Source organism: Hymenobacter metallilatus (assembly GCF_003944705.1).
Classification (GTDB): Bacteria; Bacteroidota; Bacteroidia; order Cytophagales; family Hymenobacteraceae; genus Hymenobacter; species Hymenobacter metallilatus.
The window spans coordinates 273,006-287,049 of sequence record NZ_RWIS01000005.1 but is presented as its reverse complement, the minus strand read 5'-3'; the positions used below and the strand labels follow the sequence as shown (position 1 = coordinate 287,049).

The 14,044-nt window shown below is 58.0% G+C and carries 13 protein-coding genes; 6 read left to right on the top strand and 7 right to left on the bottom strand.

Features of this window, described 5'->3' with window-relative positions; all coding sequences use genetic code 11:
• The first annotated feature begins 260 nt into the window (after positions 1-260).
• On the top strand, positions 261-1,775 hold the full coding sequence (locus tag EI290_RS09965; protein ID WP_125429237.1) for a malate:quinone oxidoreductase: 1,515 nt from the start codon (positions 261-263) through the stop codon (positions 1,773-1,775).
• A gap of 148 nt (positions 1,776-1,923) precedes the next feature.
• Here EI290_RS09965 and EI290_RS09960 read toward each other — a convergent pair whose 3' ends face one another.
• Positions 1,924-3,027, bottom strand: coding sequence for a spore photoproduct lyase family protein (locus EI290_RS09960; protein WP_246008910.1), 1,104 nt, complete (start codon positions 3,025-3,027; stop codon positions 1,924-1,926).
• Positions 3,028-3,161: 134 nt separating this feature from the next.
• Positions 3,162-4,097 carry a citrulline utilization hydrolase CtlX gene (ctlX, locus tag EI290_RS09955; RefSeq protein WP_125429235.1) on the bottom strand — a complete coding sequence of 312 codons (936 nt, stop codon included), beginning with the start codon at positions 4,095-4,097 and terminating at the stop codon, positions 3,162-3,164.
• A 920-nt stretch (positions 4,098-5,017) separates the two neighbouring features.
• Between ctlX and EI290_RS09950 the strand changes: the two genes are divergently transcribed.
• Both EI290_RS09950 and EI290_RS09945 read left to right on the top strand, forming a co-directional pair.
• A complete protein-coding gene (locus tag EI290_RS09950) occupies positions 5,018-6,265 on the top strand; it encodes a glycosyltransferase family 4 protein (RefSeq protein ID WP_125429233.1) in 1,248 nt (415 codons plus the stop codon).
• A 170-nt stretch (positions 6,266-6,435) separates the two neighbouring features.
• Positions 6,436-7,365 (top strand): NmrA family NAD(P)-binding protein, encoded by a 930-nt coding sequence (locus EI290_RS09945; protein ID WP_125429231.1) that lies wholly within the window; start codon positions 6,436-6,438, stop codon positions 7,363-7,365.
• Between the two features lie 84 nt (positions 7,366-7,449).
• Here EI290_RS09945 and EI290_RS09940 read toward each other — a convergent pair whose 3' ends face one another.
• Entirely contained in the window at positions 7,450-7,641 is a 192-nt protein-coding gene (locus EI290_RS09940) for a cold-shock protein (protein WP_125429229.1), read from the bottom strand.
• A 303-nt stretch (positions 7,642-7,944) separates the two neighbouring features.
• Between EI290_RS09940 and EI290_RS09935 the strand changes: the two genes are divergently transcribed.
• Positions 7,945-8,961: a glycoside hydrolase family 43 protein gene (locus EI290_RS09935; RefSeq protein ID WP_125429227.1), complete on the top strand. Its 1,017-nt coding sequence runs from the start codon at positions 7,945-7,947 to the stop codon at positions 8,959-8,961.
• 88 nt (positions 8,962-9,049) lie between these two features.
• The gene (locus tag EI290_RS09930) at positions 9,050-9,799 is read left to right on the top strand and encodes a ThuA domain-containing protein (RefSeq protein ID WP_125429225.1); all 750 of its coding nucleotides are present in this window, start codon (positions 9,050-9,052) and stop codon (positions 9,797-9,799) included.
• A gap of 291 nt (positions 9,800-10,090) precedes the next feature.
• Here the strand turns inward: EI290_RS09930 and EI290_RS09925 are convergent, their stop codons facing one another.
• From EI290_RS09925 to EI290_RS09915, 3 genes are all read right to left on the bottom strand, one after another.
• Complete coding sequence (locus EI290_RS09925; protein WP_125429223.1) at positions 10,091-10,441, bottom strand: hypothetical protein; 351 nt, start codon at positions 10,439-10,441, stop codon at positions 10,091-10,093.
• Positions 10,442-10,689: 248 nt separating this feature from the next.
• Positions 10,690-11,508, bottom strand: coding sequence for an NADPH-dependent F420 reductase (locus EI290_RS09920; protein ID WP_262706452.1), 819 nt, complete (start codon positions 11,506-11,508; stop codon positions 10,690-10,692).
• Between the two features lie 26 nt (positions 11,509-11,534).
• Entirely contained in the window at positions 11,535-12,107 is a 573-nt protein-coding gene (locus EI290_RS09915; RefSeq protein WP_125429219.1) for a hypothetical protein, read from the bottom strand.
• A 235-nt stretch (positions 12,108-12,342) separates the two neighbouring features.
• Here EI290_RS09915 and EI290_RS09910 point away from each other — a divergent pair, with 235 nt between their 5' ends.
• Positions 12,343-12,954: a Crp/Fnr family transcriptional regulator gene (locus EI290_RS09910; RefSeq protein WP_125429217.1), complete on the top strand. Its 612-nt coding sequence runs from the start codon at positions 12,343-12,345 to the stop codon at positions 12,952-12,954.
• Positions 12,955-13,053: 99 nt separating this feature from the next.
• On the opposite strand, the gene EI290_RS09905 is transcribed toward EI290_RS09910, so the two are convergent.
• Positions 13,054-13,872, bottom strand: a complete 819-nt coding sequence (locus EI290_RS09905; RefSeq protein WP_125429215.1) for a hypothetical protein — start codon at positions 13,870-13,872, stop codon at positions 13,054-13,056.
• Positions 13,873-14,044 lie beyond the last annotated feature (172 nt).

Genomic DNA, 14,044 nt, shown 5'->3' with positions numbered 1-14,044 from the left:
GTTTGCCGAGGAATCTCGCGGGCTGAGGCTATGGTGAATATTGTTATGCTGAACAAAGCCGCATCATCTCTACCACTCCAATGAACAGGACCACAGCATCGGCCCGCGAGATTCTTCGGCAAGTTCGGGCGCTCTTTCTGCCAGCCCATTCAGCCTGGTAGATTCTGGCCGCAGCCGGGCTCAATGGCATATTTCTGCCCCACCAACAACTACTTTTTTCGCTTTCTGCCGTACTTCGTAAGTCCTATTCTGAACTACGCATGAGCACGACCAACAGCGCTGCTCCTCTCACCGCCGATGTGGTGCTGATTGGAGCTGGAATTATGAGTGCAACCCTGGGCCTGATGCTCAAGGAGTTACAACCCGACCTCACCATTGCCATTTTCGAGCGGCTCGACGTGGCCGCCGCCGAAAGCTCCGATGCCTGGAACAACGCCGGCACCGGGCACTCGGCCTTCTGCGAGCTAAACTACACCCCCGAGAAGTCCGACGGCAGCATCGACATCAGCAAAGCCATCAAAATTGCCGAGCAGTTCGAGCAGTCTAAACAGTTCTGGGCCTACCTGGTGGAAAAGTACCAGGTAACGGGCGTGACGCGCTTTATCAACCACATTCCGCACCTGAGCTTCGTGTGGGGGCCGAAAAACGTGGAGTTTCTGCGTAAGCGCCACGCGGCCCTCACCCAGTCGCCGCTGTTCCAGGGCATGCAGTTCAGCCAGGACCCGGCCGAGCTGGAGCGCTGGATGCCGCTGGTAATGGATGGGCGCGACCCCCAGCAGCCTGTGGCGGCCACCCGCATGGACCTGGGCACCGACGTAAACTTCGGTTCCCTCACGCGGGGCATGTTCACGCTGCTCCAGCAGAAGCCCGGCGTATCGTTCTACTTCCACCACGACGTAGACAGCCTCAAGCGCAAAGACGACGGCCGCTGGCGGGTGCGGGCCCACGACCTGGCCACCGGCAACAAAGTCAAGATTCGGGCGCCGTTCGTGTTTATTGGGGCGGGCGGCGGCTCGTTACCCCTACTGATTAAGTCGGGAATTCCGGAGGGCCAGGGCTTCGGGGGCTTCCCCGTGAGCGGACAGTGGCTGAAGTGCATCAACCCCGCCGTTATTGCCCGCCACCACACCAAAGTGTACGGCAAAGCTGCCGTGGGCTCCCCACCCATGTCGGTGCCCCATCTGGATACCCGGGTAATCAATGGCAAGCAGGAGCTGCTGTTTGGCCCTTATGCCGGCTTCAGCACCAAGTTTCTCAAGCAGGGCTCCTACCTGGATTTGCCCCTGTCGGTGAAGCTGAGCAACATGCGGCCCATGATTCTGGCTGGCCTCAAAAACATTCCGCTCACTAAATACCTCATCAACCAGGTGCGCCAGTCGCCCGAAGACCGATTGGCGGCCCTACGCGAGTACCTACCCGAAGCCCGCGGCGAGGATTGGCAGCTGGAAACGGCCGGCCAGCGGGTACAGGTAATTAAAAAGGATGCCAAGGAAGGTGGCGTGCTGGAGTTCGGCACCGAAGTGGTAGCCGCCGCCGACGGCTCCATTGCCGCGCTGCTGGGCGCCTCACCGGGAGCCTCTACGGCCGTGAGCATTATGGTGGGGCTGGTGCAGCGGTGCTTTGCTGAAAGTTCGCGCACCCCGGCCTGGCAGGCTAAGCTGCGCGAAATGATTCCTTCGTTTGGGCAGGATTTGAATGCCAATGCGGCACTACTGGAGCAGCAGCGTACCCGTACCAGTGCCGTGTTGGGCCTCAACGAGCCAGCTCCGGTGTAGCTGTTGCCCGCGCCGGGCTACCCCCAACAAAGCCCCTCGCCTGCTGGCGTCGGGCAGCTCTTGGGTAGGTACTGCTTCGTAGCCCAGGGGGAAAACGTTGGGCTACGAAGCACCTACAGCATCCCCCGTCGACCCGAAAACTGCGCTATTAGGTCCAGTACAGCAAAGGCGCCTGGGGGAAGCGTTGCTGCCACTCCTGCTGAAAAAACTGCTTCAGCGTGTGCATATCAGCGGGCGGGTACACGTACTTGGTGCCCCCAAACTTGTTGCGCTTCACGGCCCGGGTTGCCTCGTCCAGGTCAAGGACAGTGGCGGGATACCAGTCGAGCAGCACCTGCTTGGAGCCCGGCGTGAAACGGTGGGTAATACACTCCAGCGTCAGGTCACAGGGAAAATCGAGGGCGGCAGCCACCCGGTCCAGCAGCTGCCGGTAGTGCTGCTCCCAGCCGGGTACCGGCATAATGGGAGCCAGCACTACGCCCACTGGGTAGCCGCCCCCACCCTCGGCTACTGGCAGGGCCAGCCGCCGCAGGGCTTGCAGGCGGGCCTCCACCGAGGCAGTGCCGCCTTCCAGCTGCCGCACTACCGGCTCCGCGTTCAGACTGATACGGGCGCGGGTGTGCCCGGCGTGCGGCAGGCCCAGCAACGGCCCTACCTGATTGAACTTGCTCACGAAGCGCAGGCGGGCAACTGCGCGCTGGCCGAAATAGCGCACACATTCCGCCAGACTGCCCGTCAGGTGCTCCAGCGCCAGCACATCGGTGTAGCAGCTCACCTCAAAACTGGTGATACGGCCGGGCTGCTCGTAGGCCGCGGTATTCATCAGCAGCTCGGGCAGGTTGGCAAATACTTTTACTACGGGCGGCCCGCTCAGGCTGCCGGCCAGGTAGCAGTACTGGCAGTGGGCCGGGCAGCCCTCCGCCAGATTCATTTGCCAGTCGGCGGAGGGTGGGGTAGGCTGCAGCCGGAGCGCGCTGGGCGGGGCACACACCACGGCCAGGGTGCTTTTGGCGTTGCGGTACGTTTCGCGCGTGTCGGAGCCCCGTAGCCCCGTAAGGCGGTTGCTTTTCAGTCGCTCTATTTCCAAGCCGTGGGCTTCTACGCGGGCCAGTATCTGCTGGCCAAACGGCTGGTCGAGGGCATCAGGCGTAAACACTACGCGCTTGGGCAGCCATATTTTGGCCGGATGGGTGCGGCCGGCGGCAGGGGTAGTCAGTTGTTGAAGGGTAGGGAAAAGCGAAGCTTGCGTCATAGGCTACTACAACACCGCCTCCCGCCGGATGGGTCCCCTAAAACCCGATTTTCACGTAATTTCGGCAGCTTTTCTGCACCCCGCACTTCTGCCAGGTAGTTGCAGCACGCTGCCCGAACGGAGTCCGCTTGCTTCTACCCTGCCACCGGCTCAGCAAGCGGCAAAAATACCTCGGCCAGCATACAGCGGGCACTACCGCCCCCAATAGTTTCGATGGTGGGAATGGCGCAAGGCAGCAGCTCGGCGTAGAGACTCAGGTGGTGACGTTGGGCCGGCGTAAAGGCATCATAGGCACTCTGCGACAATACCAGCAGCCCGGTGCCCTGTGCCGTGCGCAGCGTGAGCAGATTGCCGGCAAAGCGGCTTACCTGCGCCAGGCTTATGCTGATAATGGTGTGGCCGGTGCTGGTTAGGGAGGCAACCACGGCGGCGCGCTCGGCCTCATTCCGGATGCTTTCCAGACATAGCACTGCAAATTCCGCCCCCACGCACATCATCACATTGGTGTGGTAAATTTCCTGGTTCTGGGCATCGTACGCCCGAAATGCAACCGGCTTATACCCTAGCCGGGCACACACCTGCTCAAACAGCACCTGATTGGTACGAGCCGACAGCCCAGCGTAGGCGATACGGTGGATATGGTCAAAGATAATGCTGCCGGTTCCTTCCAAAAACCGCTCTTCCTGCTCATGAACCGACAAATCTACTACCTCCCGGATACGAAACTGCTGCGCCAGCTGCGCCAGAATGTCGGGCCTACGCTCGGCGCGGCGGTTGGGGGCACACATGGGGTACAACAACACCCTGCCATCAGGGTGAAATGTGCCCCAGTTGTTTGGGAATACCGCATCGGGCGTGTGGGGCTCGGGTGTATCCTCAAACACGAGCACCCGCACCCCCCGCTCCCGCAGGCGGGCCACCATGGCATCAAACTCGGCGAAGGCCCGGGCCTGAATGGTATCATCGTCCAGCCCGGCTATGAATCCCTGAAAGTGGTTGGAATGTGCTGTTTCGGTGTTGAACGTGAACCGGGTAGGCCGTACCAGAAACACGGTGTGGGTGGACTGCATGGGGGCGGGAAAGAGGGGAACTGGTTGATGGCCACAAAGTAATAGTTCCCACAGGCCTTTGCCAAGTCCTCAGCTGCTATTGTTGCGCGGACCTTTGCCCGCCCCTCATCACTTGGACTGCCGGGGGAGCAAGGCTGTTTCTCCAAGCCCCTGCCTTACCGGCCCGGGGAATAGCCCTCGGCCACAAGCTCCCGGATGGAAAGCCCCTGTACGAGCCATCAGCTCAGTAAGGGGGAGAAACGCCTGGGATATGGGTATTTGTACTGGTTCCGTGCGCTTTGCCACTCACCGGCAGAGCTACTACCCGAGAGCCGCTACTTACCCAAACCTGGTAGTCCACTGCCTGTCCCTGTGAAGTTGCTACCAGCCGCGTATTTCCGGCTCACTAAGCAACCGCCCCGGCAACCCCGCGCCTTCTCGCCATCGAATACCTCATAGAAATAATACAAAAAACAACAACTAACCAAAACCCGGATGCTAAAGGTTGGCTGCCTGCCTGAAGTCAACTATAGGCTACCCAGGTTGACGTGTTTTACACGGGGATGCCTATCTTCATCCCGGCAGAGAAGGACAGCTGAACGGTAGTTCAGCGTTTCTGGGCTCCGCTAAAGTGGGCAACGCATCATTGGATGGCCGGATGCAGCGGAGTACGAAAGCAGAGGAATGGTTAGAGCAGTGTGACTGGGAGGACAGAAAGTATGGAAGAAACCGATACCCATCAGCAAACTTCAGCTAGTGACATCACAACCCGGACTGTTATCCGGAGTTGAATCTGCCAGTGCTCAAAACCGAAAAAGTTCTATTGAACAACGGTTTTAGCAGCAGGTGATGCTCATGTGCTACTGCGTATACTCCTGCCCGCTCACCCGGGCTGCCAGCGTGTACGTCATTCATTCTATACACTCGTAACTGCCTGTATAATGACACAGCCACGCCGCCTGCGTATTGCTTTTCTCACCGCTACCGATCCACTGGACCAACGCTCCTGGTCGGGCCTGCACTATAAGCTGGGCCAGACGCTGGAAAAACATGTTGGGGATGTCACCTACCTGGGGCCTGTTTCGCTGCGGTACCTATTTGCCCTCGGCGACCGAATAAACAAAGTAGTAGCCTGGCTAACGGGTGGTAAGCGCTACCACTACAGCATCAGCATCCTGGTGTCGCGCTTATACGGGCTGATATTTGGTGCCAAACTGCAGGGCAAGCACTTCGACCTCTTGTTCGCGCCTGCTGCGTACACCGAGTTTGCCTACCTCTACACCCGTATTCCTATAGTATACTGCGCCGACTCGACGCTCACCCAGCTTATCGATTATTACGAGGGCCTGTCGAACCTGCTGCCTCTATCCAAAAGAGAGTTACGTCACATAGAGCAGCGGGCCATTCGCAAAGCCAGCTTACTGGTGTACTCTTCACAATGGGCTGCTGAATCTGCCCGCCGGGATTTTGGCGCCAAGCGGTGGCAAGTAGTGGTACAGCCGTTCGGTGCTAATTTCGAGCAGCTTCCCAGCCAGGAGCAGGTGTTCTCCCGGCACCAGAAACCAGGCTGCCACTTGTTGTTTGTAGGCGTGGAATGGAACCGCAAAGGGGGCAGAATTGCCGTCGATACCCTGCACGCACTCCGAAAGATGGGCGTGGATGCTCACCTGACTGTCTGCGGCTGCGTTCCTCCCCCCGGAACGGACCAGAGCCACCTGACCGTATTTCCGTTCTTGGATAAAAATATACCGGAGCAGGCCCAGCAACTTGCCCAGCTCTACCTACAGGCCGACTTTTTTCTTTTACCCACCCGCGCTGAGTGTGCTGCCATTGCCTTCTGCGAAGCCAGTGCTTTTGGCCTGCCCTCGTTTACTACCGACACCGGCGGTGTGGGGGAGTTTGTGCTGGAAGGTGTAAATGGCTTCCGCCTGAGCCTGGCGGCAGAGGGCGCTGACTATGCAGCCGCCATTAAGCGGGTGGTCGACGATGCGGCCCTGTATGCGCAGCTACGGCGCACGGCCCGGCAACTGTTCGAGCAACGCCTGAACTGGGATGCCTGGGGCCTGGCTATGAAGCGGGTGCTGACCAGCCGCTTTCTGGCGGCCCCGGCTTCGGCCCGGTTTAAGCGGCTTGTGGCGGCGCGCTTAGCCCGAAAGTATAGCTTCCGTTTGAGCGAGCTGGCTGAGTAAATACAAGAGGCATATCCCTACGCTCCCCTGCCAACCATACCCCGGCAGCCTTGCCGCCAACTGCCTACCCTAACACCTGGCTCCCCCGAAGCGTATACTTGCCCTTTCGGGCCCTGGCCGTGCAATTTATGCGGGGCGGGGCGCGGGCTTGTATTCACTTGTGCCTCGCTATGTCTTCTGAACCGTCTTCCTCAACTTCTTCATCACCTGCACTCATTGTACTAGCCGGGGCCACGGGGGCGCTGGGCCTATTGATTGCGCACCAACTGCGCCGGCGGGGTGCTACCGTGCGGGCACTGGTGCGGCCAGCCTCCATTTCCAACGCCGAAGCTGAATCGTTACGCCTGCAGGGCGTAGAAATCCATGCGGTTGATTTCGGGGACGCTTCCGCTCTTGCTACCGCCTGCACTGGTGCCACCTGCGTGGTTTCGGCGCTGTCGGGGTTGGGACCTACCATTGTGGAAGCTCAAACCCAACTGCTGGAGGCAGCCCTTGCGGCCGGGGTGCCCCGCTTTATCCCATCCGATTTTTCGGCTGACTTTACCCGCCTGCCCGAAGGCTCCAACCGGAATTTCGACCTGCGTCGGGCGTTTCAGCGGCGGCTCGATGCGGCACCCATCAAGGCTACTTCTATTCTCAATGGCATGTTCATGGACCTGCTTACGGGACAGGCCCCACTGGTGCAGCCCGGCATTCACCGCATTGTATACTGGGGCAATGCCGACCAGCCGCTTGATTTTACAACCATGGTTGATACCGCCAGTTTCACGGCGGCCGCGGCGCTGGACGCCAGCACGCCCCGTTACCTGCGCATTGCCGGTCAGGTGGCCAGCATCCGGGAGCTGCGGGCCATTGCTAGCCAGGCCCTGGGCCACGAGTTCCGGCTGCTGCGCGTAGGCAGCCTCCCCTTTCTGGCCACGCTAACCCGCCTGACCCGCGCCCTGCTGCCTGCGCCCGACGACGTGTTTCCGCCCTGGCAGGGGATGCAGTACCTGCACAACATGCTTTCCGGCCAGGCCAAGCTGCCGGAGCCCCTCGATAATGCCCGCTACCCCGACATTCGCTGGACACCAATTCGGGAGGTGCTGGCGGGTAGTTAAGCCCACAGCCCGCTTCATAGGGTAACAACAAAAAGAGCATGCCAGCTGGCATGCTCTTTTTGTTGGCGGGAAAGCGCGGGACAATTAAGCGCGACGCACTTTAACGGCGTTCAGCCCTTTGCGGCCCTGCTCAACCTCGAACTCAACCGTGTCATTGTCACGGATTTCGTCAATGAGGCCGGTTACGTGAACGAATACGTCCTGACCGGTGGTGGAGTCGTTGATGAAACCAAAACCTTTGGTTTCATTGAAAAATTTTACGGTTCCTGTTGCCATGATGCTTTAGGAGATGGATGAAAGAAAAGCAACTGACAACGGAACGCTACGATGATTCTGCAAGCGAATGGATAGTAGGTGACACGAGGCAATTTGCCTTAAACACTGTAAACGTACGCCTTTTATTCTGAACATCTACCCCGAGCAGGCAATACATTCAAAAGCTACGATACGTGGGGAGCTAACCAGCGGCGTCTGTCTTAAGTTCAAAACTGTCTTATTTAAACGAAATATTGCGCTTTTGCAGCTTCTCCGCGGGTAATGCGGTGTGCGTTCCGCCAATTTATCTGTATGTATGCACCCATGAAGAAACTCTTTCTGCTGAGCACTTTAACGGGGCTGCTGCTAATGGTGGTGGTAGCCGATGGCCAGTCCGTAGCTCCTGGGGCAGGTAAGTCCGCGCCGGTAACCCCGCCTGGCTTCTCGGGCAACCCCATTTTTCCGGGCTGGTACGCCGATCCGGAAGCTGTTATTTTCGGGAAGCAGTACTGGGTGTACCCTACGTATTCGGCACCATTTAACGAGCAGGTGTTACTGGACGCTTTTTCCTCGCCCGACCTGGTGCACTGGACCAAGCACGCCCGTATTCTGGATACGGCCAGCGTACACTGGGCCCGGCGTGCCCTGTGGGCCCCGGCCGTGGTGCAGAAAGGCGGCCGCTATTTTCTGTTCTTCGGCGCCAACGACGTGCATAAGGGCGAAATCGGGGGCATAGGTGTGGCCGTAGCTGACCGGCCGCAGGGCCCGTTCCGCGACTATTTGGGTAAGCCGCTCGTTGGCAGCATTCAGAACGGTGCGCAACCCATCGACCAATTTGTATTCCAGGATCAAGACGGGCAGTATTACCTACTGTACGGGGGCTGGTCGCACTGCAACCTGGCCCGCCTCAAGCCCGATTTCACGGGCCTCCTCCCCTTCCCCGATGGCACTCTTTTTAAGGAAATAACCCCGCAGAACTATGTGGAAGGGCCCCTTATGTTTCGTCGTCAGGGGAAATACTACTTCATGTGGAGTGAGGGCGGGTGGGCCGGCCCCGACTACTCGGTGGCCTATGCCGTAGCCGATTCGCCGCTGGGTCCGTGGCGTAGGGTAGGCAAAATTCTGCAGCAGGACCCGGCCGTAGCTACCGGGGCTGGCCACCACTCCATTGTGCAGGTGCCCGGCACCGATACGTGGTACATCGTTTACCACCGTCGCCCGCTTACTGAAACCGACATGAACCACCGCGTCACGTGTATCGATAGGCTATATTTTGACGCCCAGGGCCGAATTCAACCAGTAAAAATCACCACCGGAGGGGTGGCGGCTCACAAGCTCTAGCAGCCGGCCCGGCAGCTGGTCCCACCCCTACACCAGCAGCTAACTTTCTCAGCAGCAACCCGTATCGTGTACATTACCTTCCACTAGGATGAAGATGCGCCGGTTGTCGTTGGTCTGGCTGTTTGCTGCGTATAGCCTGGGGGCCTGCAACCCGCCTGAGGATAGTACGGCCCAGCCGGAACCCGCCGCTGCTTTACTTATTTTCTCCAAAACCAGCGGTTTCCGCCACGAGTCCATTCCGGAGGGCATCCGGGCTATGCAGGCCCTGGGCCAGGAGCACAACTTCCGCGTTGATACCACTACCAACGCCGGACTTTTTACGACAGCTGGGCTACAGCCTTACCAAGCAGTTGTGTTTCTGAGCACCACCCAGGATGTATTGAACGAAGCACAGCAAAGGGCATTTGAGCTGTACATCCGCAGTGGCCGGGGCTTTGTGGGCGTACATGCTGCCACCGATACCGAGTACGGCTGGCCCTGGTATGGGCGTTTGGTGGGGGCATATTTTAACGGGCACCCGGCCATTCAAACGGCCACAATCCAGCTGGTGAACAGCACCCACCCGGCTACTGCAGGGTTGCCGGTCCGCTGGACCCGCACCGACGAATGGTATAACTTCCGGGACCTGAGCCCTAACCTAACCGTGCTGGCCACCCTCGACGAAAGCACGTACTCCGGCGGTACCCATGGCCCCAACCATCCTATTGCCTGGTATCAGGAGTTTGAAGGCGGCCGGGCGTTTTACACGGCCGGCGGGCACACCAGCGAAAGTTTCCGGGAGCCGCTGTTCCGGCAGCATTTGTTGGGTGGAATACGGTATGCTATGGGGCAACAGTAAAGCAGATGGGGCCACTGCCAATGCACGTCGCTCTCAAATAAGAGCTCCTCTTTCACACTATAGCGCCTAACCCGAAACGGCCAGGCATACCCGGCCCGGCTTAAACCATCTCTCAGCGAAAGTAATGGGCGGCTGTAACAGGGAAGTGTGTTGTTGTTACCTGACCAAAGTAAGTGGACCGTCAGCCAGAAGCATCAGAAAGGCCGTCATGCTTGGCAGGGCTTAGCATGACGGCCTTTTCCTTACCTGTGCATACTGCCTCGTCGGCTCCCGGAGGACGAGGCAAGGTAGCTAGCTCTTCTCGGCAGATTTTGCCGCCGTAAGCGCCATTCGCAGCCGTTCACTGCTGAAGGTAAAAGCCACCTTCCCAGAATCGGTGCGGATGTGGGTGGTGTAGGTGGTAGCCCACAGGAACGTTTGCGCCCGCAACTCCCCAAACACCGACCAGGGAATGTAGAGCGGAGGGTGACCCAGGAAAAAGATCTTCCAGGTGCTCAGGTACATGCCCTGGGGCGTAATTCCTACTCGGGCCGCATTGTTGTACTTGGCCACCCCAATGCGCAGGAAGGTCACTGTTTCCTGATTTACGGTAGCAGGCAAGGCTTCCACGGCAAATTGCGCGGCCAGTTGGCTCCAGCCCATCCGGGACACCAGGAAAACCACCAGACACCAAAAAGCCCCGAAAACCGGGAGAAACAATAACGGGAGCCAAGGCACAAGCGGATGCATTTTCCCTTGTACGCTTTCCAGCTGAAGGCAGCCACCTACCCTAGGCGCGGGAAGCCATTGTGCTACATTTCTGGTGTAGCAAGCTGATGCCCGTGAAATTCAGAATTTCGGGGTTCTCAGATTACTGCCCCCTCATTCCCGGGTTTATATACAAATGCTGGTCACTTTAGCTTAATGCCCTGGGCCTCCATGGCCTGCTCCGTGCGGGCGTGGTTGGCCTTGAACTCCTTGTGCTGCTCCTCGGTGCGCTCAGTGCCCAGGCTTTGCAGGTTCTCGCGCAGCTTATCGGCGGGCAGGTCGGCACCGTAGGCGGGCGTGCCCGGCTGCTGCCGCCACGACTGGTGCAAGGTGCCGGCATCCACAGCATCGAAGCCCAGTTCGTCCACCAGCTGCATCACTTTTTGCTTAGCGGCGGCATCATCCGAGGCCACGGGCAGGGAGATGCGGCCGGGCGTGCCAGCAGGCTGGCCCTTCTCCACGATGTGGTGGGCGTAGATGTTGTTGAACACCTTCACCACCGGGCGGCCCAAGTGCTGCTGTACCCACTCGCTCTCGGTGAGGCTGCCGGTTTCCAGCTCCGGAATCTGGCCGTCGCGCAGCATGGGGTAGTAGTTGCTGGTATCGATAATGGGTGTTTCCTTAGGCACACTGGCCAGCAGGTCCTTGGGTAAGTCGGGGATGTTCTTGAGCGGGATGGTTACCACCACGAGGTCGGTGCCGTGCTGGGCAGCTTCCTCGGCCGTCACGGCCTTAGCGCCTGTTTTCTGCTCCACATCTTGGAGGGTTTCGGGCCCTCGGGAGTTGGCAATGTATACCTGGTGGCCGAGGTCCGTCAGCCGCACGGCGAGGGCGCTGCCGATGTGGCCGGCGCCGATGATTCCGATGTTCATAGGATGCGTTGTTTGGTTCGCGCGCCGGTGATGTGCCGGTGCAGGGAGGTAAACAACGGAAGTGGGCGTTTTGCTTTTTTTCGTCGGGATAAGTCACTAAGCCAAACGGCTAGGCTTTACGCGCTGGGTAGTCCGGCTTTGCGCAGGCGCAGGGCCGCCAACAGAAAGTAGAACGCCCCGAATGCGGCGTAGCCAGCCAGGTTGGCCATGCCCATCTTGGGGTCATGGGCCATGACGATGAACGAGACGCCGGCCAGCACCGACTGCCCGCCGCTGAGTATCATCGGCCACTGCCCGCCCAGTTGCCGGCGCCGCCGCAGCCCGAGCAGCAGCTGAATCAGCCCGGTCAGCGCGGCCCACCCACCATACACGATAAGCACGGCCGGCACGCCGCTGCGCAGGGCCAGCCCCACACCCAAGGTAGTGAGGCTGCCCGCAGCAATGTTGACGTACTGCGGCAGCAGCGAACCAGCGCCGCGGTTGGCCCGGATATCCCCGGCGGTAGCCAGCACATCCCAGGCCGGGTAGAGCAAGAGTAAGAAGGTCGTAAGCGCGGGCGAGGACGGGGCCAGCAGCCCTAGCAGGCTGGCCCACACCAGGGAAAAAGCGGCGCGCACGAAGTACAAGGTGCGCAGGGCCTGCGCCGTAGGCACGGGAGCGGAAATGGGGGCAGTGGACGTAACCGACATGGCTATTGGGGGTAATGGATGGATGGAAACAAGCCCCACTAGCTACGGCCAGCATTGACGGTAGCCGGGGCTTGATGACGGGGCAAAAGTGCCGCTGCCCACCGGCCCTATTTTTCACCTAGGTTAAAAAGCGCCAACGCGCCACCTGCACCGGGCCGTTTTGCCGGTTACACCAAGAGCCGCCCTACCCGCCAGAATCAAGTAGCTTCGCCAGTGCCCCCTTCTCCCGTTTCTCATGGTTTCTCCCGATGCTTCCTCCCAGGCCCTGCTCACCCAGCAGCTCCGCGCCTACGCCCACCTCTCCGACGACGACCTGCGCCTGGCCGCGCCCAACTGGACGGCCCGCCGCATTGCCAAAAACGAGTTTTTCAACTACCGCAACGCCGTCTGCCGCTCCGTGGGCTTCATCGTCCGGGGTCTGTTCCGGGTGTACTACGTCGACCCGGCGACGCAGACCGAGCACACCATTGCCTTCGTGCCCGAGGGCGCCTTTATTACCTCGCTCAAAAGCCTGCTCACCCAGGAAGCCTGCCCCTACTACATCGCGGCCCTGGAAGACGCGGAGCTGCTGGTCATCGGTATCGAGCAGCTGCACCGGCTCTACGCCCAGGCCCACGGCTGGGAGCGGTTTGGCCGCCTGCTGGCCGAGCAGTACCTGGTGCTGCAGCAGGCCAAGGGCGAAGGGCTGCTCTTCCAAAGCGCCGAGCAGCGCTACCTGACGCTGCTCGAGCAGTTTCCCGGCATCACGCAGCGGGTGTCACTGGGCCATATTGCGTCGTACCTGGGCATTCAGCAGCCCTCGCTCAGCCGCATCCGGGCGAAGATGGGGAAGCAGGGGGTTGGGTAGGCCGTTAGAACGAGCAACGCCGCCGGAGCGGGGCTCGGGCGGCGCTGGTGGTGTGGTCGAATACAAAGACAGCTATTAGCCATGTATTTACACAAAAAATCACTTTCTCATCTTGTAATCCCACCCTCTATTTATATACCCTTTACTTTCTTTCCGAACAATACTTTTTTCAGCCAGCTCCTTTCCAAATGACAACTCCAACACGTCTCCAACAGTCCGAGTTCTTGCATGATAAACTTCAGCAGCAAAATTATTCAACACCTTATCAGATGTCCATAAAGTCTTACTAAGCGAAATAGCTTTAGAAAGCACTAAAATATCATTCCAAGAGTTTTTAAAATTACTTTTAAAGTTTACTACATTATCCTCAAGCGCTTTATCAAGCAAATCATAAGCAATAATAATGTCTTCATCAACCAACGGCACACATAATAAATCCTGACTCAGGACATAATTATACTTTTTAATTAATTTCTTTTTTTGTTCTTTTGGCAAAAATTTAACCGAAGCAAAATACAATTCTTTGAATTTCTCGCTTACAACACTGGAAATAGAATAATTGTTAAAAATCTTAAAACTCTCAATATCTTCTTTAAAATCAAATATCAAATAATCTGATCTATGTTTATTGAATGCATGGTCTCTTTTTCTAATGAACTCAGCAATACCCGGATCATACTGTTGAATTTTAATATTTGGCACATAATAATTAGCCCCGTGTCGTGAACTAGATTGATTATTCAAAAACTCCAGAGCTACTACAGAGGGAATTACTGCCTTGTATATATCAAACCATTCATATCCTTTTACTTTCTTATAATTATAAGACAAAATATTAGTGTCAATAACTATCGAATTAGCAAACAAGTTTCTACCAAATGAACTCATCTCGGAAAAACCCATAAAATTATCACCCACTCCTTCAAGATTTTAAATGCTTTTCGAACGAATTTATAATTCAAATTATATTTACGCAAGCTTAGCTATTGGAAGCGTGCTGACCGCGAAGCCAAGCGAATTACGGTTCTGGTTCTTGCCTCGTTCTTCGGCTGCAGTTACATACTTCGCGCGGGTGAGCAGCATGCCGTGA